Raw genomic sequence first — 22,466 nt, forward strand, 5'->3', positions numbered from 1 at the left:
GGCCGGGCCGTCGGCAGTTGGCCGCCCGCGCGCGGGAGTTGGTGTCGGCCCCGCGCCGGAGCTGGTGTCGGCCCCGCGCTGGAATCGGTCGGTCCCGCGCGAGGTCTGGTGCCGGCCCCTCGCGGTTGCCTGGTTCCAGCCCCGCGCCGGAGTCGGTCAGCCCCGCGCGTACACCTGGCCCGCCCAGTCGGCGATCTGATCCTCGCTGAGGTGCTGCGCCAGGTCGGCCTCGCTGATCATGCCGACCAGCTTCTTGTCCTCGACCACCGGGAGCCGCCGGATGCGGTGGGACTGCATCTCCTCCAGCACCGCGTCCACCCCGGCGCCGGAGTCGATCCAGCGCGGCGTCCCGTGGCAGAGGTCGCCCGCCGTCACCTCCGACGGATCGTGACCGCTCGCCACGCAGGCGACCACGATGTCCCGGTCGGTGATGATCCCGACCATCCGGTCCTCGGCGCCCTCGGCCGAAACGGGCAGCGAGCCCACTCCGTGGTCGCGCATCATCTGGGCGGCGCGGTCGAGCGTCTCGTGCGCCGGAATCCAGGTGGCGCCGGGATGCATGATGTCCTTCGCCGTGGTCATGGGGTTCCTCCTGCGTGCCGATCCGTGCCTGAGCACACCCCCGTACGGCCCCGAGTCCATCCCCATCGTCCTCGGGGGCACGCCCCATCGCCGACCGATATCACCCATTCGAGTGAGTACGGAAGGTGATGCGCCCCTCACCCGTCCGTGGGCGCAGGGCCGAACGGGTGGGTGAGGGGCAGGTGCGGCAGGCGCTCAGTCGCGGGGGCGCGCCCCCCGTTCGGCCAGCAACTGCGCCATCAGGTCCAGCTCGGCCTGCTGGGCGTCCACCATGCCCTGCGCGAGCCGCCGCTCGGCCGGTACCGCGCACCGCTCCGCACAGCTGCGGGCCATGGCGATGCCGCCCTTGTGGTGGTCGGTCATCAGCTGGAGGAACAGCACCTCGGCGGCCTTGCCCCGTGCCGCGCCGAGCTGATCCAGCTCGGCGCGGCTGGCCATGCCGGCCATCCGCGTACCGGCCGCGGGGCGGGCCGCGCCCTGCCCCATGCCGTCCGCCCCCGCCATGTCCTCCGGGTGGTCCATGCCGGCCATCCCCGCCATGTCGTGATCCATTCCGGCCGTGTCGCGGTCCATCCCGGCCGTGCCGCGGTCCGTCCCGGCCGTCCGGTCCGTCCCGCCCGACGAGGACGGTGCGTCCTGGGCGCCCATCCACGCCATGGTCCGTCCGGGCGGGGCGATCTTCGGCAGCCCCCACAGGTCGAGCCAGCCCAGCAGCATCCCGCGCTGGCTGGACTGGGTGTGGGCGATGTCGTACGCGAGACGGCGCACGTCCTCGTCGCGCGTACCGTCCCGCACCACGAACGACATCTCCACCGCCTGCTGGTGGTGGACGGCCATGTCCTGCGCGAACCCGGCGTCCGCCGAGTCCACGGCCGGCAGCCCCTGCCCAGGGCCGGACCCCTGCCCGTACCCCGCCGCGTACCCCGGCGTCCGTTCCTGGCCGGCCTCCTGGGTACCGCCGGAGCGGGCGGTCACCAGCGCCGCCGTACCGCCTCCGACCAGCACCGCGAGCGCCAGCACCCCGGCCACGGCCCAGCGCGGGCGCGCCGTACGCGCCGTACCGCCGGTCATCGGGGAGCCGCCAGTCCACCGGTGCACGGCGCGCCGGGCTCCGGGGTCTGCGGGCCCTGGACGTATGCGGCGAGGAACCGGTCCACCCGTGCGTCGTCCGGGCCGTCCACGGTGAGCTGCTTCCCCCAGGCGCTGAGCATGAGGGCGCCCGACTGGCCCGGATAGGGGCTGAGCAGCGTGAACGAGGTCGCCCTGACCCGGTCGGCGAGCTTGCGCACCGCGTCGGTGGAGGCGCTGCCGTTGTACGTGATCCACACCGCGCCGTGTTCCAGGGAGTGGACGGCGTTCACGTCCGCGAGCGGTGTTTTGTATACGTCGCCGTCACAGTTCATCCATGTCGGATTGTGGTCACCGCCCACCGGAGGCGTCATCGGGTAGTGCACCTCGCGGGTCACGTGATTGCGGGTGAGTTTGGTGGCGTCCCAGGACTTCACGCCCCGGATCGCCGGTACCGCCGCCGCGTCGGCCGCCCGCGAGGGCTCCGTACCGCCCGGCTTGGAGTCCCCGTCCGGCTCGGATTTCTCGGCCGCCGTGGTCATCGAATCGGCCCGCGAGGCCGGGCCGTCCAGCACACCGGAGCCGCCGAACCCCACCAGACCTGCGACGACGGCCACGCCGGCCGCTATGGCCAGGACCCTGCCGCGCACCGCGCGGCGCCGCTGGGGGAGCGGGGCCTGGGGCGTCGGAACCTGGGGAGGCGGCGGGGAAAGGCTCATGGTGTCGAGTCCTTCTGGGAGGAGCCGGGAGGGAGCGAACGAGTCGCGGGAACCCCTGTGCGAGAGTCGGTTGCGCGTGCGCCCGTGCTCCAGCACATGGGGGCCGCCGATCGTAGTGGGTGGCCGCGTGCTCTCTCTCACACCGTGTGCGTAATCTGGGTGAAATCCCGGGTCGTGATACTGGAGTGACTCCCCTACCCCGGGCGGTGGTGCGCGGACCGTCTGAACTGCAAGGATGTGGCTATGGACAAGCAGCAGGAATTCGTCCTCAGGACGCTTGAGGAACGTGACATCCGGTTCGTACGACTGTGGTTCACCGATGTCCTCGGGTTCCTCAAGTCCGTCGCCGTGGCTCCGGCCGAGCTGGAACAGGCCTTCGACGAGGGCATCGGCTTCGACGGTTCGGCGATCGAGGGCTTCGCCCGTGTCTACGAATCGGACATGATCGCCAAGCCGGACCCGGGCACCTTCCAGATCCTGCCCTGGCGCGCGGAGGCCCCCGGCACCGCCCGCATGTTCTGCGACATCCTGATGCCGGACGGATCGCCGTCCTTCGCGGACCCCCGCTTCGTCCTCAAGCGCATCCTCGCCAAGACGTCCGACCTGGGGTTCACCTTCTACACCCACCCCGAGATCGAGTTCTTCCTGCTGAAGGACAAGCCGGTCGACGGCACCCGGCCCACCCCGGCCGACAGCTCGGGCTACTTCGACCACACCCCGCAGAACGTCGGCATGGACTTCCGCCGCCAGGCGATCACCATGCTCGAATCGATGGGCATCTCGGTCGAGTTCAGCCACCACGAGGGCGCCCCCGGCCAGCAGGAGATCGACCTGCGGTACGCCGACGCGCTCTCCACCGCCGACAACATCATGACGTTCCGTCTCGTCATGAAGCAGGTCGCGCTGGAGCAGGGCGTGCAGGCCACCTTCATGCCGAAGCCGTTCTCGGAGTACCCGGGTTCGGGCATGCACACCCACCTCTCCCTCTTCGAGGGCGACCGCAACGCCTTCTACGAGTCCGGCGCCGAGTACCAGCTCTCCAAGGTCGGCCGCTCCTTCATCGCCGGCCTGCTCCGCCACGCCGCCGAGATCTCCGCCGTCACCAACCAGTGGGTCAACTCCTACAAGCGCATCTGGGGCGGCTCCGCCCGCAGCGCCGGCGCCGGCGGCGAAGCTCCCTCGTACATCTGCTGGGGCCACAACAACCGCTCCGCGCTCATCCGCGTCCCGATGTACAAGCCCGGCAAGAACGGTTCCGCCCGCGTCGAGGTCCGCTCCATCGACTCCGGCGCCAACCCCTACCTCACCTACGCGGTCCTCCTCGCGGCGGGCCTCAAGGGCATCGAGGAGGGCTACGAACTCCCGGCCGGCGCCGACGACGACGTCTGGGCCCTCTCCGACTCCGAGCGCCGCGCGATGGGCATCGAGCCCCTCCCGCAGAACCTCGGCGAGGCCATCTCGCTGATGGAGAAGAGCGAACTCGTCGCGGAGACGCTGGGCGAGCACGTCTTCGACTTCTTCCTCCGCAACAAGAAGCGCGAGTGGGAGGAGTACCGCAGCGAGGTCACCGCGTTCGAGCGGAAGGCGCTGCTGCCGGTGCTGTAGGGGCAGTTGGCAGTACGACGACGCGGGCGGGTCGCGGTCCATGGGACGCGACCCGCCCGCAGCCATGACCAGTGCGGTCGCTGTGGCGGGAGCGTCGGTCCCGCTGCGGCAGGCGGCAGCGCCGGTGCCCTTCCGGCCGGCGGTCGCCGGTGCGCCGGCGGGCCCGGTCGCTCGGCGGGTCGGCCGGGACCACCAGCCGATCCATTGGGCCGAGTCCGCCCGGGTGATCGGAGCGGGCCGTACCCGAGCCCGCCCACGTGGACTTCCGTACCGCGCTCCGGGTCGAGGGACAGGAGGGCGTGAGACGTGCGGGTCCACTTCACCCGGAAACAGGGCAGGGGGGAAAGTGTGCCGAAATCGGGAGAGGCGGAGACGGAGCTCTTCGGAAGGATCTCCTCGGATTCTGTGCTGCTCCCTTCTCGCTCCCGGTCTCACTCCCGGCAAGGGGTGAGGGGGGTGACAGTCCACCCGATGACGCCCTCCGCTTGAACATCGCGCAAGGAAGCTCTCTCGAACCGGGCGCCGGTGACGTTCGTCAGCCCGTGCGGGGGTGCGCCCGTGTTCACGCTTCCGAACCTGGCGTCGGTCAGGTCGGTGTCACGCAGGTCGGCACCCCGCAGATCGCATCCGGCCAGGCCGGCCCCGCGCAGTGAAGCCCCGCGCAGATCGGCGTCGGTGAAGTCGCAGAACTTGAACCAGCAACCGTCCAGGGTGGCGTGGCGCAGATCGGCCCCGCTGAACGAGCAGCCGGTGAAGCGCAGTTGCGACGCGTGAACGGAGGTGAGGTTCTGGCCGGTGAAATCCTCACCGTTCACGGCCGCATAGCGGTGGAGGGCGGCAAGGCGTTGTCTCGCAGTCGGTGCCGTGGTCATGTGCGCCAGAGTGTCAGCCGGGGCGGTGGCCGTCGCCCCGATTTCCCACCATGGGGTGCCGTCAGCCGCCCGTCCTCCGGCGCCTGTCCCGCTCCGGGCCGTCGGTGAATCCGTCGTCGGTGTGCTCGTGGGCATGCAGTCGTGAAACCTAGTTTCACAATATCCTCATATGATCCTCTGGATCTCCTCTATCCTGTCCTCCGCAGTGGCGCGCGCGTCGTCTTCCGGTGCGCAACCCAGGCCGGCATGCGCCGATGCGTGGTTCGCGCCAGTGCTGAGAACGAGAACCCAGGGGGGTGGCATGTCTCTTCGGTATGCGCCGAGATCGTCAGGATCGAACGGCGCCCAGGGCATGGGGAACAACATGAGGAAGGGCCGCCGGGCCTACGGGCGCCTGGTGGTCGGGCTGGTGGCCCTCGCGGTCGGGGTCGCGGGGTGCTCGGACGGGGATCAGGACACGGCTTCGGCGTCGGTGAGCACGCTCCCGACGGCCTCGGCCTCGGCGTCGCCGACCGCGTCCGCTTCGGCGTCGCCGACCGTCACGGCTTCGCCTTCGCCGTCCGCGACTCCTTCGAAGAAGCCGGCCGCCCGGGCGACGGTGGACAGTTACGGCGGATGGAACCTCGCGAAGGCCGTGGCGGACGCCCGCGCCCACCATGTCGCGTCGGTGACGTACTCCGACGCGAGCGAACTGCACCGTTCCGTGGTGCACACCTCCAACTGGAAGGTGTGCACGCAGAGTCCGTCCGCAGGTACGTACAGCACGTCCACGAAGGTCGCCTTCAAGATCGTGGGCGTGGGCGAGTCCTGCTCGAACCCGCCGAGCGTCTCGTCGTCCAGCAGCTCGTCCGGCGGTACGTCCGCCGGCGGCGGGTCGTCGTCCTCCGGTGGCAGCAGCGGCTCGGGCGGCGGTACGTCGAAGAGCAGCGGCAGCGGCAGCGGTTCGGGTGGAAGCACGGCCACGGGCGGCGGCTCGGCCAATGCGGCGACCTGCAGCATTCGCTCCAACGCGGGCAACTGCTACCGCGCCGGGCAGTTCTGCCGTAACGCCGATGTGGGTGCGACCACCACGGACGAGGCCGGGCGGGCGATCACGTGCGGCCTCTCGTCCGGCAGGAACCGCTGGCACTACTGAGACGCCCGTAGTGCACAGGGCGCTGCTGTCGAGGCGGGTGTGTGCCTCCGCTCGATCCGGAACGGCCGGGTCGAGCGGGGTCCGCTCTCCGCGCATGCCGACTTCGAGGGTCGTCCCGACAGGGCGGAGGCGGGGAGCGGTTGCGGGATGTCCGGCCCCGCCGGGGCAACCCCGTACCCGCCCGAGGAGTCTTGATCCCGACACCCGCCCCTCCCTGCCGGAAGGCCCCCGATGAGACTCCCTGCCCTCGTGCGAGCGGTCAACGAGCTGCTGGCGTTCTACGTCGAGGTCGTGGCCATCGGCGAGTTCGCGCGGTGGGGGTGGAACACCTCGGAGAACACCGTGCCGCGGGTCGTCCTCGCCGTGGGGCTTCCCGTGGTGGCGGCGGTCGTCTGGGGGATGTTCGCCTCGCCCAAGGCGCGGTTCACGCTGCCGGTCGCGGGGGTGGTGGGGGTCAAGGTGCTGGTTGGTCTTCGCGTGCGCGGTGGCCGCGCTGTACGACCTCGGCGGCGCCTGGTCGGCCCTGTCGTACGCCGCTCTGGTGGCAGTCAACACCGCGCTGCTGACCATGGACCGGCGCGCCCGCGCCCGTACGCGGCGGGCTGCCTGAGCGCCCGCGCCCGTACCCAGGCCGCCTGACCGAGCACGTCCGGCCCTCACTCGAAGCTGCGCCCCATCTCCTCCAGGACCTCCGCGATCAGCTCGGCCGGCTCGCGGTCCGGGGCCTCCTCGATCCAGGTGCGCATCGCGATCCGCAGCGACGAGAGGGAGCCCGCCGCCAGGATCAAGGGGCGGACGGGCCGTGCGGTGGGGCCGGGGCGGTCGGCTACGGCTTCGGCGAGGTCGCGTTCGAGTGCCGCGTGATTGGCCAACTGGCGCGCCAGCAGCGAGGGGTGGCGCAGGGCGAGACGGGTGTGGACCGCCCATTGGCGGTTCAGTGGCGGGACTTGGACCGCGAACTGGAGCATCGCGCCGCGCAGGGCGGTCCAGGCGGGTTCCCCGGCGGGGCGGTCGCGCACCAGGCGGACCAACGCCCTGATCTGCCGCTCCTCGCCGTAGAGGAGGGCGTCCTCCTTGTTGGTGAAGTAGTTGGAGAAGGTTCTGCGCGAGATGCCGGCCGCGTCCGCGACCGCTTCCACCGTGACGTGGTCGAAGCCGTGCTCGACGGTCAGACGCAGCGTGGCCTCGTGCACCGCTTGACGGGTGGCTTCCTTCTTGCGCTCCCGCAGTCCCACAGAGTTCTCCATCGGGCCATTGTCGCTTGGCCGTTGATTATTGCGCACGCGGCAAGATTGCCCATGACGCATGTATGGTGAAGTGTTCCTGTCATTTCACTCCTGCCGTTCCACGCGCGAGGCCGGGGTGCTGGGTGACTCGCTCCGCCGCGCGCGGCGTGACGTCCTCCGGTGCGAGCCTCGAACTCCAATGCTGGACAGCGGAGTTCGTGGGGAATGCGCGAAACCCGGTCGCTCACGGCCGGGGCGTTCGGCCGTCGATGTTCGTCCGTCTCGTTGTCCGTCCATCTCCCTACGAAAATCCGGAGGTTGCGCGTGAGCGCAGAAACGGCCACGCCGACCGAAGCCGTGCCGATGACGCACCGCGAGGTGCTGCGGGCGCTGAGCGGTCTGCTTCTCGTGCTCTTCGTCGCCCTGACCAGCAGCACCGTCGTCTCGGTGGCGCTCCCGCAGATCATCGGAGCACTCAACGGCACCCAGTCCCAATACACGTGGGTGGTCACCGCCACCCTGCTGGCGTCCACCGCGTCCACCCCGATCTGGGGCAAGCTCGCCGACCTCTTCAGCAAGAAGCTGCTGTTGCAGACGGCCATCTGCCTCTTCGTGATCTCGTCCATCGCCTGCGGATTCGCCCAGTCGACCGGCCAGTTGATCGCCTTCCGGGTCATCCAGGGCCTGGGCATGGGCGCGGTGCAGGTGCTCGTCCAGGTGATCATCGGGGCGATGATCAGCCCCAAGGAGCGCGGCCGGTACAACGGTTACCTCGGCGGCGTCATGGCCGTCGCCACCGTCGGCGGCCCGCTGCTCGGCGGGTTCATCACCGACACCTCGTGGCTCGGCTGGCGTTGGTGCTTCTTCATCACCGTGCCGTTCACAGTGGTCGCCTTCGTGATGCTGGCCCGCACCCTGCACCTGGTGGAGAAGCGCCGCCCCGACGCCAAGGTCGACTACCTCGGCGCCTCCCTGATAGCCGCCGGGGTCAGCCTCCTGCTGCTCTGGGTCACCTTCGTCGGTGACGACTTCGACTGGATCTCCTGGCAGTCCGCCGCGATGGTCGCCGGCAGCCTGCTGATCCTCGGCGCGGCCGTCTTCGTGGAGGCGCGGGTCAAGGAGCCCGTCGTACCGCTCCACGTCGTCCGCCGCCGGGACCCCGCGCTCGCCATCGTCGCGAGCCTCTCCGTCGGCATGGCCATGTTCGGCGGCGCCGTCTTCCTCGGCCAGTACTTCCAGACCGGCCGCGGCTACTCGCCGATCCAGTCCGGACTGCTCACCATCCCGCTGATGTTCGGCGTCCTGCTCTCCTCCACGATCGCGGGCCGGCTCGTCTCCCGTACCGGCAAGGTCAAGCCGTTCATCCTCACCGGTGTCGTCGTCCTCACCCTCGGCTTCCTCGCACTGTCGACCATCGACCACACGACGAACCTGGTCTTCGTGGGGGCGGGCATGTTCGCGGTCGGCGCCGGTGTCGGCATGTCGATGCAGAACCTCGTGCTGGTCCTCCAGAACACCGTCCCGCTCAGGGAACTCGGCGCGGCCAGCGGCGCGATCACCTTCTTCCGGTCGCTCGGCGGCACCATGGGCGTCTCCGTGCTCGGCGCGGTGCTCGCCGCCCAGGTCACCACGAAGATCACGGACGGGCTGAAGAAGCTCGGCATCGATCCGGCCGCCTCCTCCTCCGGCGGCTCCACGCTCAACCTGAAGGCGATGCCGCCGCAGATCCAGGAGGTGGTCCGCGCCGCCTACGGAGACGCGACCGGCCACATCTTCCTCATCGCCGCGTGCATCGCCGTCGTCGGTGTGCTTGCGGCGTCCTTCCTGACCCCGACGAAACTCCGCGACAGCGTGGACCTCTGACGGGCAGCCCGGACCGCTCAGGCCCCGTGCCCGCACCGCACTCCGGTGCGGGCACGGGCGCGTCCGGCCCCGGGAAGCTGCGGTAGTGTGACCGGCACCCCCGCACAGGGGGCCGTCCCCGCGCGGGGACCAGGACCGAGGAGGTGAGCCCCCATTACCGCTGCGTCAGGCTGGGTGCTCACCCCGTGCGGTCGCGACGTCCACCGGACGTGAGCGAACGCGGAGCGCCCATCGGCTCCCGAAAGGCTCCGTCATGTCGGTACTTCCTCCTCCGCTCTCCCACCGCACGATCGTCACCGCGCTCCGCTCCGCCGGCTGTGTCTTCGCCGAGGACGAAGCGGAACTGATCCTCTCCACCGCCGCATCCCCGGCCGAGGCCGCCGCCATGGTCCGGCGCCGCGCCGAGGGGCTGCCCCTCGAACACGTCCTCGGCTGGGCCGGGTTCCACGGTCTGCGGGTCGCCGTCGACTCCGGCGTCTTCGTACCCCGCCGCCGCAGCGAGTTCCTCGTCGACCAGGCCGCCGCCACCCTCGGCGACACCACCGGGCACGGCGCCGGGAACCGCATCGCACCCAACCCCGTCGTCCCCGTCGTCGTCGACCTCTGCTGCGGCTCCGGCGCCCTCGGCGCCGCGCTCGCCCAGGTTCTCGGGCGGGTGGAGCTGCACGCCTGCGACATCGAACCGGCGGCGGTACGGTGCGCCCGGCGCAACCTCGACGGCGTCGGCCAGGTCCACGAGGGCGACCTCTTCGCCGCACTGCCCACCGGGCTGCGCGGCCGGATCGACGTACTCCTCGCCAACGTGCCGTACGTACCGACCGGCGACGTGCCCCTGCTGCCGGCCGAGGCCCGCGACCACGAACCGCTCGTCGCCCTCGACGGGGGCGACGACGGCCTGGACGTGATGCGCCGCGTGGTCGCCGCCGCCCCCGGGTGGCTCGCGCCCGGCGGCAGCCTCCTCATGGAGACCAGCGAACGCCAGGCGGACAACGCGCTCGCCACCGTCCGCGACGGCGGTCTCGACGCCCGCACAGCGACCTCCGACGAGCTCTGGGCGACCGTCGTCATCGGTACCCGGCCACGCTGAGAAGCCGGTTCCGAAGCCTCCGGAACTTTGGAGGCTTCGGTGGTTCTCCCTCCCGTCTCGGACCACGGCCCCCACGGCCCGCGCCGCGCCCGTGCGCCCTGCCGCCGGACCGGGACCGCGACCGACCCCCCGCCCCCGGGACGAACTCCCCGGCGCGGGGCTACGCTCGAACCCCCACCACACGCGGGGTACGCGGGGCAGGAGAGCACGGTATGACGACGCCGGTACCGGTTCCGGGGCGCAGGAGCAGCACGTTCACCAGGCTGCTGCGCCACGGCTTCACGGACCCCTCGGGCGCGGAGCGGCTGCTGCAGCTGCCCGCGCTCACGGCCGTACGGTCCGACCCGGTCCTCGTGGAGGCGCTCGGCGCCTCCGCCGACCCGGACCTGGCGCTGCGGGGCCTCGTACGGATCGTCGAGGCGCAGCCGGAGGAGGAGCAGCGGCTGCTGCTCGACACCCTGGTGACCGCGAAGCCGCTGCGGGACCGGCTGCTCGGTGTCCTCGGCGCCTCCGAGGCACTCGGCGACCACCTCGCCCGCCACCCGGACGACTGGAAGGAGCTGGTCACCTACGAGGCGGCCGACCTGCACCCCGGGGTGCCCGAGTTCGAGCACTGTCTCGCCGAGGCCACGGACCCCGACTCGCTGCGCGTCGGCTACCGCCGCTGCCTGCTGGCCATAGCGGCCAGGGACGTCTGCGGTACCACCGACCTCGCCCAGACCGCCGCCGAGCTGGCCGACCTGGCGACGGCCACCCTGCGGGCGGCGCTCGCCATCGCCCGTACCGCGAACCCTCAGGACGCCGCGCTCTGCCGCCTCGCCGTCATCGCGATGGGCAAGTGCGGCGGCCACGAGCTGAACTACGTCTCCGACGTGGACGTCATCTTCGTCGGCGAGCCCGTCGACGCGGGCGCTCCCACCGCGGAGAACGAGACGGCGGCCATGCGGGCGGCAGGCCGGCTCGCCGCCCACATGATGCGGATCTGCTCCGACACCACCGTCGAGGGCACCATCTGGCCCGTCGACGCCAACCTCCGGCCGGAGGGCCGCAACGGTCCCCTGGTGCGCACCCTCTCCTCGCACCTCGCCTACTACCAGCGCTGGGCCAAGACCTGGGAGTTCCAGGCGCTGCTCAAGGCCCGCCCGGTGGCCGGCGACCCCGAGCTCGGGGCCGCGTACGTGGAGGCCGTCGCCCCTCTGGTCTGGCACGCGGCCGACCGGGAGAACTTCGTCCCGGACGTGCAGAAGATGCGCCGCCGGGTCGTCGACAACATCCCCGCCGACCGGGTCGACCGGGAGCTGAAACTCGGCCCCGGCGGACTCCGCGACGTCGAGTTCGCCGTGCAGCTGCTCCAGCTGGTGCACGGCCGCAGCGACGCCTCCCTGCACAGCGGCACCACCCTGGAGGCGCTGCGGGCGCTCGCCGAGGGCGGCTACGTGGGCCGCGCGGACGCCGCCCAGCTCGACGACGCGTACCGCTTCCTGCGCCTCATGGAGCACCGCATCCAGCTCTACCGGCTGCGCCGCACCCACCTCGTCCCGGAGGCCGAGGCCGACCTGCGGCGCCTCGGCCGCTCCCTGGGACTGCGCACCGACCCGGTGACCGAGCTGAACCGGGCGTGGAAGCGGCACGCCTCGGTCGTCCGCAAGCTGCACGAGAAGCTCTTCTACCGGCCGCTGCTCGATGCCGTCGCCCAGCTCGCGCCCGGCGAGAGCCGGCTCTCCGCCAAGGCGGCGGGCACCCGCCTCGAAGCCCTCGGGTACGCCGACCCGGCCGCCGCGCTACGGCACCTGGAGGCCCTGTCGTCCGGGGTCTCCCGCAAGGCGGCGATCCAGCGGACGCTGCTGCCGGTTCTGCTCGGCTGGTTCGCCGACTCCGCCGACCCGGACGCCGGACTCCTCGGCTTCCGCCAGGTCTCCGACGCGCTCGGCCGCACCCCCTGGTACCTGCGGCTGCTCCGCGACGAGGGCGCGGCGGCCGAGAACCTCGCCCGGGTACTCTCCGCCGGGCGGCTCGCCCCGGACCTGCTGATGCGGGCGCCGGAGGCCGTCGCCATCCTCGGTGACCCCGGGGGCCTCGCCCCACGCAGCCGGGAGCACCTGGACCAGGAGGTGCTGGCCGCCGTCGGCCGGGCCCCCGACGCGGAGTCCGCGGTCGCCGTCGTACGCGGCGTGCGCCGGCGCGAACTCTTCCGCACGACGGCGTCCGACCTCATCGGCAGCTACGGCACCGAGGAGAACCCCGCCGAGCCCGACCACGGCGCCCTCGCCGACCGGATCGGCTCCGCCGTCACCGACCTCAACGCCGCCACCCTGGCCGGCGCCCTGCGCGCCGCCGTCCGCGCGCAGTGGGGCGACACCCTGCCGACCCGGTTCGCCGTCATCGGCATGGGCCGCTTCGGCGGGCACGAGCTCGGCTACGGCTCCGACGCCGACGTGCTCTTCGTGCACGCCCCCCGCGAGGGGGTGAGCGACGAGGAGGCCGCCCGCGCCGCGAACACCGTGATCGCCGAGATGCGCAGGCTCCTCCAGCTGCCCACCGCCGACCCGCCGCTGCTCATCGACGCCGACCTGCGGCCCGAGGGCAAGAGCGGCCCGATGGTCCGCTCCCTCAAGTCGTACGAGGCGTACTACCGCCGCTGGTCGCTCGCCTGGGAGAGCCAGGCGCTGCTGCGCGCCGAACCGGTGGCGGGCGACGAGGATCTCGGACGCGCCTTCATCGAGATGATCGACCCGCTCCGCTACCCGGCGGAGGGGCTCGGTGACGACGCGGTGCGCGAGATCCGCCGGCTCAAGGCCCGGATGGAGTCCGAACGCCTGCCGCGCGGCGCCGACCCCACCCTCCACACCAAGCTCGGCCGCGGTGGCCTCAGCGACGTGGAGTGGACCGTGCAGCTGATGCAGATGCAGCACGGCTGGGCCGAGCCCGGCCTCCGTACGACCAGGACCCGCGAGGGGCTCGCGGCCGCCTGCGCGGCCGGGCTGATCCCGGCCGACGAGGCGAGCGTGCTGGACGAGGCCTGGGTGCTGGCCACCCGGGTCCGCAACGCCGTGATGCTGGTGCGCGGGCGCCCCGGGGACACCTTCCCGTCCAGCCCCCGCGAGCTCGGCGCGGTCGGCCGCTACCTGGGCTACGAACCGGGCACCGCCGGAACCATGCTCGACGACTACCGGCGCATCACCCGCCGGGCCCGCGCGGTGGTGGACGAGCGGTTCTACGGGGCGTGAGCGCCGCGCGCCCGGCGTGAGCGCCGGGCACGCGGTGTCACGAGCCCGAGCGCGGCGAAGTCTCCGGCACGGTGGAAGCCGCAGACGGCTCGGACACGGGCGTCACCTCGCCGGCGTTCCCCGCCCGGTACGAGGACCACCGCGCGGCCCGGCTCACCGCGCCCGCGCCCCGGGCCGTACCGAGCCCGACCAGCCGGGTCCGCAAGGGCGTCCGGGGCGGCTCGACCCGGCGCGGGAGGCGGTACGGGAGCATGCCGTACACGAGGGTCGCGACGGCGAAACCGAAGCTCAGGCAGACCACGCCGCCCACCGCGTCCAGCCAGAAGTGGTTGGCGGTCGCCACGATCACCGTGAGGGTGACGACGGGGTACAGCAGCCCCAGCACGCGGACCCAGGGCACCGAGGCGAGGGCGAAGATCGTCAGCCCGCACCAGAGCGACCAGCCGATGTGCATCGACGGCATCGCAGCGTACTGGTTCGACATGTTCTTGAGGTTGCCCGAGGCCATCGAGCCCCAGGTGTGGTGCACCAGCACCGTGTCGACGAAGGAGCCGCCGTTCATGAGGCGCGGTGGCGCCAGGGGAACCAGGTAGTAGCCGAGCAGCGCGACGCCCGTGGTCGCGAAGAGGACCAGTCTGGTCGCCGCGTAACGGCCCGGATGACGGCGGAACAGCCACACCAGTACCGCGATGGTCACGATGAAGTGCAGGGTCGCGTAGTAGTAGTTCATCGACACGATGAGCCATGTCACCGAGTTCACCGCGTGGTTGACGCTGTGTTCGAAGCCCGCGCCGAGCGAGTTCTCGAAGGACCAGACCCGGTCGGCGTTCCGCAGCGCGGCCGTCCGCTGTTCCGGGACGGCGTTGCGCACCAGCGAGTAGAGCCAGTAACTGACCCCGATCAGAAGGATTTCGAACCACAGACGTGGCCGGCGCGGTGACCGCGTCGTCCGCAGTCGCGCCGTCAGGCCTTTCCTGCCGCGTCCGTCCGTGCTGTCCGTCCTGTCCTTGGTGGGTGACGGACAGGCCACCGACGTGCCTTCCTGTGTACTCACCTGAGAATCACCCATGGGCACAGAGTCTGCCAGATACGCCCCCCACCGCCCGATCATCCTCCGGTCGGGTTCCGGTCGCACGTCCTGCACCTTGCGGAGGAGGATGCCATCATCGGGAGAGGCGTCAGGAGGGGCCGGGCCCCGCGGCGGTCGAACCCCGGACGACGAGTTCGGGCATGAAGACGAACTCGCTGTGCGGGGCGGGCGTACCGCCGATCTCCTCCAGCAACGTCCTTACGGCGGCCTGGCCCATGGCGGTCACCGGCTGCCGGATGGTGGTCAGCGGCGGGTCCGTGAACGCTATGAGCGGCGAATCGTCGTAACCGACCACCGAGAGGTCGCGCGGCACCTGCCGCGAGAGGCGGCGGGCCGCCCGGATCGCGCCCAGCGCCATCATGTCGCTCGCGCAGACGACCGCGGTGCACCCGCGCTCCATCAGCGCCGTGGCCGCCGCCTGGCCGCCCTCCAGGGTGTACAGGGAGTGCTGCACCAGCTCCTCGACCTGCTCCTCGCTCAGACCGAGCTGCTCCCGCATCGTCGCGTGGAAGCCCTCGATCTTGCGGAGCACCGGCACGAAGCGCTTGGGGCCGACCGCGAGGCCGATCCTGGTGTGGCCGAGCGACACCAGATGCGTCACCGCCAGCCGCATCGCCGCCCGGTCGTCCGGCGAGATGAACGGCGCCTGGACCTTCGAGGAGAACCCGTTCACGAGTACGTACGGGACGCCCTGCGCCCGCAGCTGCTCGTAACGCCCCATGTCGGCCGAGGTGTCGGCGTGCAGCCCGGAGACGAAGATGATGCCGGAGACGCCCCGGTCGACGAGCATCTCCGTGAGCTCGTCCTCGGTGGAGCCGCCGGGTGTCTGGGTCGCCAGCACCGGGGTGTACCCCTGCCGGGTCAGCGCCTGGCCGATCACCTGCGCCAGCGCCGGGAAGATCGGGTTCTCCAGCTCCGGCGTGATCAGACCGACCAGCCCGGCGCTGCGCCGGCGCAGCCGGACAGGGCGTTCGTACCCGAGGACGTCGAGTGCCGCGAGGACGGATTCACGGGTGGCCGCCGCTACACCGGGTTTGCCGTTCAGGACCCGGCTGACCGTCGCTTCGCTGACCCCCGCCTGAGTTGCGATATCGGCAAGCCGTGCGGTCATGAAAGGGGACTGTACCGGGCGCCTCCCGGATTGCCCACAGGGCCCGGGTTCCAGCCGCTTCCGGCGCTTCCGGCGCGGATGCCGGTGCCGCCGAGGGGTGGCCGCGGCAACATCTTGCAAGGCCTTGCGGTCACCTCTGCACACCTTGCGGTCGGATCGTCACATCAACCCGACCCCGTGTGTGACCTGCGGCAGCAGGGGTATGCAGTCCGCGTCAAGCATCACGGCGGCAACCTTGAGGACACGCGCATGTAACGATCGCCGCGTCTTGCAGAAAAGTTCCGCAAGGTCTTTCGGACTTCTTTCATCCTTGTTACGTTCCTGGTCGACCCGGCGCCGCGACGGAGCGGTACGGCAGTTGAAGGAGTTCACATGCGACGTGGCATAACGGCCACCGTCCTGGTCGCGGCCCTGGCGCTCGCGGCGACCGCGTGCGGCAGCGACGACAAGTCCGGCAGCGGCAGCAAGAGCTCGGGCGAGCTCTCCGGCACCGTCACCTGGTGGGACACCTCCAGCGTCGGCAGCGAGGACAAGGTCTTCAAGAAGATCGCCGAAGGCTTCGAGAAGCTGCACCCCAAGGTCGACGTCAAGTACGTCAACGTGCCCTTCGGTGACGCGCAGAACAAGTTCAAGAACGCGGCCCAGGCCGGCGACGGCGCCCCCGACGTGATCCGCTCCGAGGTCGCCTGGACCCCGGACTTCGCGAACCTCGGCTACCTCGCCCCGCTGGACGGCACCCCGGCCCTCCGGGACCAGGACGACTTCCTGAAGCAGGCCGTCGCGTCGACCAAGTACGACGGCAAGACGTACGCCGTGCCGCAGGTCATCGACTCCATGGGTATCTTCTACAACAAGGCCATGTTCGCGAAGGCCGGTGTCAAGGTCCCGACCACGGTCGACGAGCTGAAGACCGCCTCCGCCGCCATCAAGAAGAAGACCGGCAAGACCGGCCTCTACCTCCGTGGCGACGACGCGTACTACTTCCTCTCCTTCCTGTACGGCGAGGGCGGCGACCTGGTCGACGCCGGCAGCAAGACCGTCAAGATCGACGACCCGGAGGCCGTCAAGGCGTTCTCGGTCGTCAAGGACCTGGTCGACTCCGGTGCCGCGAAGACGGACGCCACGGACGGCTGGGAGAACATGATGCAGTCGTTCAAGTCCGGCGACGTCGCCATGATGATCAACGGCCCGTGGGCCGTGGCCGACACGCTGACCGGCGACCAGTTCAAGGACTCCTCCAACCTCGGCATCGCCACCGTCCCGGCGGGCTCCGTCGCCCAGGGTGCGCCGCAGGGCGGTCACAACCTCGCCGTGTACGCCGGCTCGAAGAACCTCGACGCCTCCTACGCCTTCGTCGACTACATGACCTCGGTCGACGCGCAGGCCACGGCCGCCGGTGAGCTGAACCTGCTCCCGACCCGCACCTCGGCGTACGCCCGCAAGGAAGCCGTCGACAGCGAGATCGTGAACTTCTTCAAGCCGGTCGTCGAGACCTCGGTCGAGCGCCCGTGGATCCCCGAGGGCGGCAGCCTCTTCGCCCCGCTGGTCACCCAGTACACCGAGGTCCTCACCGGCCAGACCACCCCGGAGAAGGCCGCCGCGGCGAGTGGCGACGCCTACCGCAAGCTCCTCAAGGGCTGGAAGTAACAGGAAGGTTGGCCGACTGATGGCTGTCCACACCAGCCAGTCGGTGGCAAAGGCCGCGGGTGACGACGTCGCCCGCGGCCGGAGCCGCGCTACTGGCACCCCCACGCCGAGCAAGCTCCGGCGCTCCCTGTCCACGCACTGGTACGCCTGGGTCATGGTGGCCCCGGTGGTCGTCGTCATCGGCGTGATCATCGGATACCCGCTGGTCCGCGGCATCTGGCTGTCGCTGACCGACGCCAACGAGCGCAACGTCGCGCGTTCCATCGGCGTCAACGAGATCCCCGCGACCTACAAGTTCGTCGGCCTCGACAACTACAAGGACGCGCTCACCGGCGGCGAGTTCATGTCGACGCTCGGCTGGACCCTGGTGTGGACGATCGCCTGCGTGAGCATCACGTTCTGCCTCGGCATGGCGCTCGCCAACATCCTGAACCGGCGCATCGCCGGCCGCTCCGCCTACCGCATGGCCCTGATCCTTCCCTGGGCCGTGCCGGGCTTCGTCTCCGTCTTCGCCTGGCGCTTCCTCTACAACGAGGACCGCGGCATCCTCAACGCGATGCTCGGCGGCGTCGGCATCGACGGCATCCCCTGGCTGAACGACCCCACCTGGGCGAAGTTCTCCGTGATCGCCGTCAACGTCTGGCTCGGCGTCCCCTTCATGATGGTCGCCCTGCTCGGCGGTCTGCAGTCCATACCCGCGGAGCAGTACGAGGCCGCCGAGATGGACGGCGCCACCGCCTGGCAGCGCTTCCGGCACATCACCGTGCCCGGGCTCGCCCCGGTCTCCACCACGGTGGTCCTGCTCTCCACCATCTGGACCTTCAACATGTTCCCGGTGATCTTCCTGCTCACCCGGGGCGGTCCCGGTGAGTCGACGCAGATCCTCGTCACCCAGGCGTACAAGTTCTCCTTCGAGATCAGTCCGCGCGACTACGCACAGTCCTCCACGTGGGGCGTGCTGATCCTCGTCCTCCTCATGCTCTTCGCCGCGGTCTACCGGCGAGTGCTCCGCAAGCAGGGAGATGCCTGGTGACCACCCTCACCCCCACCCGGCCGGCGCGCGCCCCGCGGCTGCGCGGACAGCGCTCGCCGCTCGCCTCGGTGGCGCTGCACGTCACGCTGATCATCACCTCGGTGATCGCGGTCTTCCCGGTGCTCTGGGTCCTGCTGACCTCGCTGAAGCCGGCCAAGTACGCGACGACGACGGACTTCTTCAAGGACACGACGTTCGTCAACTACACCAACCTGATCAAGGACACCGAGTTCCTGACCTGGTTCGGCAACTCGGTGCTCGTCGCGGGGCTCTCCACGGTCCTCGGCGTCTTCGTCTCCGCGACCACCGGATACGCCGTCAGCCGCTTCCGCTTCCCCGGCAAGCGCGGCCTGATGTGGACCCTGCTCGTCACGCAGATGTTCCCGGTCGCCGTGCTGATCGTGCCGATCTACAACATCATGGCGACCCTCGGACTGCTCAACCAGCCCGCCGGCCTCGTGATCACCTACCTCACCATCTCGGTGCCCTTCTGCGCCTGGATGATGAAGGGCTTCTTCGACACGATCCCGCGCGAACTCGACGAGTCCGGACAGGTCGACGGCCTCACCCCGTTCGGCACGTTCTGGCGGCTCGTCCTCCCGCTGGCCAAGCCCGGCCTCGCGGTCACCGCGTTCTACTCCTTCATCACCGCCTGGGGCGAGGTCGCGTACGCCTCCGCGTTCATGGTCGGTGACGAGAACCTCACGCTCGCCGGCGGACTGCAGAAGTTCGTCAACCAGTACGGAGCCCAGTGGGGCCCCATGACCGCCGCGTCGGTCCTCATCGCCATCCCGGCGGCCCTGGTCTTCCTGTTCGCGCAGAAGCACCTGGTCACCGGAATGTCGGCCGGAGCAGTCAAGGGCTGACCCGAGGCGGTGCCCGACCCTGACCCGCGGACACCGCCGAACCGTCACCCACCCCCACGCGTCACCGCATTCGTCACGGCGGCGCCGGACCCCCCGACCGGGACCCCGGCGCCGCTCCCCACCCAGACACCCCAGGGACGACATGACCCAGCACCTCGCTGCCCCCTCCACCGGCACGTCCGACGACGCCCCGGACAACCGCACCGGCTGGTGGCAGGATGCGGTGATCTACCAGGTCTATCCACGGAGCTTCGCCGACGGCAACGGCGACGGCATGGGCGATCTCGCGGGCGTCACCGCACGGCTCCCGTACCTCCGGGACCTCGGTGTCGACGCCGTCTGGCTGAGCCCCTTCTACGCCTCCCCCCAGGCCGACGCCGGTTACGACGTCGCCGACTACCGGGCCATCGACCCGATGTTCGGCAACCTCCTCGACGCCGACGCCCTCATCCGCGAGGCCCACGCCCTGGGTCTGCGCATCATCGTCGACCTGGTCCCCAACCACTCCTCCGACCAGCACGAGTGGTTCAAGCGCGCGCTGGCCGAGGGCCCCGGCTCCGCCCTGCGCGAGCGCTACCACTTCCGCGCCGGCAAGGGCGAGAACGGCGAACTCCCGCCGAACGACTGGGAGTCCATCTTCGGCGGCCCGGCGTGGACCCGGACCACCGACGCGGACGGCACCCCGGGCGAGTGGTACCTCCACCTCTTCGCGCCCGAGCAGCCCGACTTCAACTGGGAGCACCCGGCCGTCGCCGACGAGTTCCGCTCGATCCTGCGCTTCTGGCTCGACATGGGCGTAGACGGCTTCCGCGTCGACGTCGCGCACGGCCTGGTCAAGGCCGAGGGCCTGCCCGACCTCGGCTCGCACGACCAGCTCAAGCTGCTCGGCAACGACGTCATGCCGTTCTTCGACCAGGACGGCGTGCACGCCATCTACCGCAGCTGGCGCACCATCCTCGACGAGTACCCGGGCGAGCGCATCGCCGTCGCCGAGGCGTGGACCCCGACCGTCGAGCGCACCGCCAACTACGTGCGCCCCGACGAGATGCACCAGGCGTTCAACTTCCAGTACCTGTCGACCGACTGGGACGCCGACGCGCTGCGTACCGTCATCGACTCCTCGCTCGCCGCGATGCGTCCGGTCGGCGCCCCCACCACCTGGGTGCTCTCCAACCACGACGTCACCCGGCACGCCACCCGCTTCGCCAACGAGCCGGGCCTGGGCACCCAGATCCGTACCGCCGGCGACCGCGCGATGGGCCTGCGCCGCGCCCGCGCGGCGACCCTGCTGATGCTGGCGCTGCCCGGCTCCGCCTACGTCTACCAGGGCGAGGAACTCGGCCTGCCGGACGTCACCGACCTGCCCGACGAGGCCCGCCAGGACCCGTCGTTCTTCCGAGCCGACGGCCAGGACGGCTACCGCGACGGCTGCCGCGTCCCGATCCCGTGGACCCGCGAGGGCAGCAGTTACGGCTTCGGCGACGGCGGCAGCTGGCTCCCGCAGCCCGAGGGCTGGGGCGAACTGTCCATCGAGGCGCAGACCGGCGTGGAGGGTTCCACCCTGGAGCTGTACCGCTCCGCCATCGCCGCCCGCCGCGACCTGCCGGGCCTCGGCGCCGGTACGGACGTGGAGTGGCTGGACGGCCCCGAGGGCGTCCTCGCCTTCGCCCGCCCCGGCTTCGTCTGCACCGTCAACACGACCGGCGCCCCGGTGCGGATCCCCGCGCCCGGCACGGTGCTGGTCTCCAGCGCCACGGTCACCGTCGAGGGCGGCTCGGCCGAGGTTCCCGCCGACACCACGGTGTGGTGGACGGTGTGACCGTCCCCGCACCCCGGACGGGCTCGGCGCTGCGGCTCTCCGACATCGCCGGGCAGGCCGCGGTCAGCGAGGCCACCGTCAGCCGGGTGCTCAACGGCAAACCGGGCGTCGCCGACAGCACCCGGAAGCGGGTGCTGGCGGCGCTGGACATCCTCGGCTACGAACGTCCCGTGCGGCTGCGCCAACGCAGCGCCGGGCTGATCGGGTTGGTGACACCTGAACTCATCAACCCGATCTTCCCGGCCTTCGCGCAGTCCGTCGAGCAGGTCCTGGCCGGGCACGGCTACACCCCGGTGCTCTGCACCCAGCTGCCGGGCGGCGCCACCGAGGACGAGCTCGTCGAACAGCTCGTCGAGCGGGGCGTCGGCGGCATCGTGTTCCTGTCCGGGCTGCACGCCGACCTGTCGGCCGACCCGTCGCGGTACGCCGAACTCTCCGAGCGCGGCGTACCGTTCGTCCTGATCAACGGGTACAACGAGCGCATCAGCGCCCCGTTCGTCTCGCCGGACGACGCAGCCGCCGTACGGATGGCCGTCGGCCACCTCGCGGCCCTCGGACACCGCAGGATCGGCCTGGCGGTCGGGCCGCAGCGGTACGTGCCCTCCCGCCGCAAGCGGGACGGGTTCCTCGACGCGGCCGTACGCACCCTGGGGATGACCCGCGACGAGGCCGAACTCCTGGTCTGTTCCACGCTGTTCGGCGTGGAGGGCGGCCAGGTGGCGGCCGGCGCGCTCCTCGACCAGGGGTGCACGGGCATCGTCTGCGGCAGCGACCTGATGGCGCTGGGCGTGGTGCGCGCGGCCCGGGGGAGGGGCCTGGAGGTCCCGCGCGACGTCTCCGTGGTCGGCTTCGACGACTCGCAGCTGATCGCCTTCACCGACCCGCCGCTGACCACCGTGCGCCAGCCGGTGCAGGCGATGGCCGCCGCCGCTGTGGGTGCGCTGCTGGAGGAGATCGCCGGAAGTCCGGTGCAGCGCACGGAGTACGTGTTCCAGCCGGAGCTGGTCGTACGCGGTTCGACCGCGGCGCTGCGCACGGCGCGGGCGGTACGGGGGATGTGAACGGGCGGCACGCGGCCGGAGGGGGGTCGCGTGCCGCACGGGGGACCTGTGCCCCCACCGCGGACCGGTGCGCCCGGTGTGAACCCGGTGCGGGTCCTGCGTATGCCGAGGAGAGGCGCCGGAAGTCGGCCCAGGACTGGGCCGGCGGGGAGTGTGACTCCCGGCGCCTCTCATCCGCGTCGACCGGCCCGGCCGGCCGGGCGCGTGGGGCCCTGCGCCGGAGCGCGGACCCCCGGCCGGCCGGACCGGAGTCACCAAGAACGTAACAGGCTCGCAATATCTTGCGTAAGTCCTTGCAGGCAGAAAAATGCAGCGTTTCGTGGATGTGAGCGGGTCATGTCCAAAGGGTTGACCCCGGCCTGACGGGCTCGTACGGTCTGCGCTGCGACTGGGTTTCCAGTCTTGCTGCAAGAACATTCAAGCCTTCCGGCACGGCGCGTTGTCACGTGAGGCTG

Annotated in this window: 18 protein-coding genes; 10 read left to right on the forward strand and 8 right to left on the reverse strand. The window is 71.0% G+C overall.

All coding sequences use genetic code 11. The annotated features are described in order from the left end of the window. Positions 1-156 precede the first annotated feature (156 nt). The 3 genes from ACWCSV_RS21400 to ACWCSV_RS21410 all read right to left on the reverse strand — a co-directional run bounded on the left by ACWCSV_RS21400 (position 157) and on the right by ACWCSV_RS21410 (position 2,369). Positions 157-582: a CBS domain-containing protein gene (locus ACWCSV_RS21400; protein ID WP_451144481.1), complete on the reverse strand. Its 426-nt coding sequence runs from the start codon at positions 580-582 to the stop codon at positions 157-159. A 195-nt stretch (positions 583-777) separates the two neighbouring features. Further along, the gene (locus ACWCSV_RS21405; protein WP_451144483.1) at positions 778-1,653 is read right to left on the reverse strand and encodes a DUF305 domain-containing protein; all 876 of its coding nucleotides are present in this window, start codon (positions 1,651-1,653) and stop codon (positions 778-780) included. Further along, positions 1,650-2,369, reverse strand: a complete 720-nt coding sequence (locus ACWCSV_RS21410) for a DUF3105 domain-containing protein (protein ID WP_451144485.1) — start codon at positions 2,367-2,369, stop codon at positions 1,650-1,652. The genes ACWCSV_RS21405 and ACWCSV_RS21410 overlap by 4 nt, the downstream gene beginning before the upstream one ends. A 243-nt stretch (positions 2,370-2,612) precedes the next feature. On the opposite strand from ACWCSV_RS21410, the gene glnA reads away from it, so the two are divergent. After that, the gene (gene glnA / locus ACWCSV_RS21415; protein ID WP_266703648.1) at positions 2,613-3,974 is read left to right on the forward strand and encodes a type I glutamate--ammonia ligase; all 1,362 of its coding nucleotides are present in this window, start codon (positions 2,613-2,615) and stop codon (positions 3,972-3,974) included. Between the two features lie 431 nt (positions 3,975-4,405). Here glnA and ACWCSV_RS21420 read toward each other — a convergent pair whose 3' ends face one another. Next, entirely contained in the window at positions 4,406-4,846 is a 441-nt protein-coding gene (locus ACWCSV_RS21420) for a pentapeptide repeat-containing protein (RefSeq protein WP_451144487.1), read from the reverse strand. Positions 4,847-5,452: 606 nt separating this feature from the next. Further along, on the reverse strand, positions 5,453-5,845 hold the full coding sequence (locus ACWCSV_RS21425) for a hypothetical protein (protein WP_451144489.1): 393 nt from the start codon (positions 5,843-5,845) through the stop codon (positions 5,453-5,455). Between the two features lie 367 nt (positions 5,846-6,212). Between ACWCSV_RS21425 and ACWCSV_RS21430 the strand changes: the two genes are divergently transcribed. After that, positions 6,213-6,620, forward strand: a complete 408-nt coding sequence (locus ACWCSV_RS21430) for a YrdB family protein (RefSeq protein WP_451144491.1) — start codon at positions 6,213-6,215, stop codon at positions 6,618-6,620. Between the two features lie 17 nt (positions 6,621-6,637). On the opposite strand, the gene ACWCSV_RS21435 is transcribed toward ACWCSV_RS21430, so the two are convergent. Further along, positions 6,638-7,228: an acyl-CoA-like ligand-binding transcription factor gene (locus ACWCSV_RS21435; RefSeq protein WP_451144493.1), complete on the reverse strand. Its 591-nt coding sequence runs from the start codon at positions 7,226-7,228 to the stop codon at positions 6,638-6,640. 342 nt (positions 7,229-7,570) lie between these two features. Between ACWCSV_RS21435 and ACWCSV_RS21440 the strand changes: the two genes are divergently transcribed. The 3 genes from ACWCSV_RS21440 (at position 7,571) to ACWCSV_RS21450 (ending at position 13,384) form a co-directional block, all read left to right on the forward strand. Further along, positions 7,571-9,070 carry an MDR family MFS transporter gene (locus ACWCSV_RS21440; RefSeq protein ID WP_451144615.1) on the forward strand — a complete coding sequence of 500 codons (1,500 nt, stop codon included), beginning with the start codon at positions 7,571-7,573 and terminating at the stop codon, positions 9,068-9,070. Between the two features lie 253 nt (positions 9,071-9,323). Beyond that, positions 9,324-10,157 (forward strand): putative protein N(5)-glutamine methyltransferase, encoded by an 834-nt coding sequence (locus ACWCSV_RS21445; RefSeq protein ID WP_451144495.1) that lies wholly within the window; start codon positions 9,324-9,326, stop codon positions 10,155-10,157. 212 nt (positions 10,158-10,369) lie between these two features. Continuing rightward, complete coding sequence (locus tag ACWCSV_RS21450) at positions 10,370-13,384, forward strand: bifunctional [glutamine synthetase] adenylyltransferase/[glutamine synthetase]-adenylyl-L-tyrosine phosphorylase (protein WP_451144497.1); 3,015 nt, start codon at positions 10,370-10,372, stop codon at positions 13,382-13,384. A gap of 37 nt (positions 13,385-13,421) precedes the next feature. Here ACWCSV_RS21450 and ACWCSV_RS21455 read toward each other — a convergent pair whose 3' ends face one another. Both ACWCSV_RS21455 and ACWCSV_RS21460 read right to left on the reverse strand, forming a co-directional pair. Further along, on the reverse strand, positions 13,422-14,453 hold the full coding sequence (locus ACWCSV_RS21455; RefSeq protein WP_451144499.1) for a phosphatase PAP2 family protein: 1,032 nt from the start codon (positions 14,451-14,453) through the stop codon (positions 13,422-13,424). Between the two features lie 109 nt (positions 14,454-14,562). Further along, positions 14,563-15,585, reverse strand: coding sequence for a LacI family DNA-binding transcriptional regulator (locus ACWCSV_RS21460; protein WP_450778909.1), 1,023 nt, complete (start codon positions 15,583-15,585; stop codon positions 14,563-14,565). 372 nt (positions 15,586-15,957) lie between these two features. On the opposite strand from ACWCSV_RS21460, the gene ACWCSV_RS21465 reads away from it, so the two are divergent. From ACWCSV_RS21465 to ACWCSV_RS21485, 5 genes are all read left to right on the forward strand, one after another. Beyond that, complete coding sequence (locus ACWCSV_RS21465; protein WP_451144501.1) at positions 15,958-17,232, forward strand: extracellular solute-binding protein; 1,275 nt, start codon at positions 15,958-15,960, stop codon at positions 17,230-17,232. Positions 17,233-17,251: 19 nt separating this feature from the next. Beyond that, positions 17,252-18,265 (forward strand): carbohydrate ABC transporter permease, encoded by a 1,014-nt coding sequence (locus ACWCSV_RS21470; protein WP_327175363.1) that lies wholly within the window; start codon positions 17,252-17,254, stop codon positions 18,263-18,265. Next, the gene (locus tag ACWCSV_RS21475; RefSeq protein ID WP_451144504.1) at positions 18,262-19,131 is read left to right on the forward strand and encodes a sugar ABC transporter permease; all 870 of its coding nucleotides are present in this window, start codon (positions 18,262-18,264) and stop codon (positions 19,129-19,131) included. The genes ACWCSV_RS21470 and ACWCSV_RS21475 overlap by 4 nt, the downstream gene beginning before the upstream one ends. Positions 19,132-19,273: 142 nt before the next feature. Further along, positions 19,274-20,950, forward strand: coding sequence for a glycoside hydrolase family 13 protein (locus ACWCSV_RS21480; protein ID WP_451144506.1), 1,677 nt, complete (start codon positions 19,274-19,276; stop codon positions 20,948-20,950). After that, positions 20,935-22,011, forward strand: a complete 1,077-nt coding sequence (locus ACWCSV_RS21485; protein WP_451144508.1) for a LacI family DNA-binding transcriptional regulator — start codon at positions 20,935-20,937, stop codon at positions 22,009-22,011. The genes ACWCSV_RS21480 and ACWCSV_RS21485 overlap by 16 nt, the downstream gene beginning before the upstream one ends. Positions 22,012-22,466: the final 455 nt, after the last annotated feature.

This window comes from Streptomyces sp. NPDC001770, assembly GCF_053596135.1.

Excerpts from the sequence above, each read along its gene's own strand:
- ACWCSV_RS21410 (WP_451144485.1), bottom strand. The coding sequence starts at position 2,369 with ATGAGCCTTTCCCCGCCGCCTCCCCAGGTTCCGACGCCCCAGGCCCCG.
- glnA (WP_266703648.1), top strand. The coding sequence starts at position 2,613 with ATGGACAAGCAGCAGGAATTCGTCCTCAGGACGCTTGAGGAACGTGAC.
- ACWCSV_RS21455 (WP_451144499.1), bottom strand. The coding sequence starts at position 14,453 with ATGGGTGATTCTCAGGTGAGTACACAGGAAGGCACGTCGGTGGCCTGT.
- ACWCSV_RS21450 (WP_451144497.1), top strand. The coding sequence starts at position 10,370 with ATGACGACGCCGGTACCGGTTCCGGGGCGCAGGAGCAGCACGTTCACC.
- ACWCSV_RS21480 (WP_451144506.1), top strand. The coding sequence starts at position 19,274 with ATGACCCAGCACCTCGCTGCCCCCTCCACCGGCACGTCCGACGACGCC.
- ACWCSV_RS21470 (WP_327175363.1), top strand. The coding sequence starts at position 17,252 with ATGGCTGTCCACACCAGCCAGTCGGTGGCAAAGGCCGCGGGTGACGAC.
- ACWCSV_RS21460 (WP_450778909.1), bottom strand. The coding sequence starts at position 15,585 with ATGACCGCACGGCTTGCCGATATCGCAACTCAGGCGGGGGTCAGCGAA.
- ACWCSV_RS21420 (WP_451144487.1), bottom strand. The coding sequence starts at position 4,846 with ATGACCACGGCACCGACTGCGAGACAACGCCTTGCCGCCCTCCACCGC.
- ACWCSV_RS21435 (WP_451144493.1), bottom strand. The coding sequence starts at position 7,228 with ATGGAGAACTCTGTGGGACTGCGGGAGCGCAAGAAGGAAGCCACCCGT.
- ACWCSV_RS21405 (WP_451144483.1), bottom strand. The coding sequence starts at position 1,653 with ATGACCGGCGGTACGGCGCGTACGGCGCGCCCGCGCTGGGCCGTGGCC.
- ACWCSV_RS21425 (WP_451144489.1), bottom strand. The coding sequence starts at position 5,845 with ATGCTGCAGGTCGCCGCATTGGCCGAGCCGCCGCCCGTGGCCGTGCTT.
- ACWCSV_RS21465 (WP_451144501.1), top strand. The coding sequence starts at position 15,958 with ATGCGACGTGGCATAACGGCCACCGTCCTGGTCGCGGCCCTGGCGCTC.
- ACWCSV_RS21400 (WP_451144481.1), bottom strand. The coding sequence starts at position 582 with ATGACCACGGCGAAGGACATCATGCATCCCGGCGCCACCTGGATTCCG.
- ACWCSV_RS21445 (WP_451144495.1), top strand. The coding sequence starts at position 9,324 with ATGTCGGTACTTCCTCCTCCGCTCTCCCACCGCACGATCGTCACCGCG.
- ACWCSV_RS21430 (WP_451144491.1), top strand. The coding sequence starts at position 6,213 with ATGAGACTCCCTGCCCTCGTGCGAGCGGTCAACGAGCTGCTGGCGTTC.
- ACWCSV_RS21440 (WP_451144615.1), top strand. The coding sequence starts at position 7,571 with ATGACGCACCGCGAGGTGCTGCGGGCGCTGAGCGGTCTGCTTCTCGTG.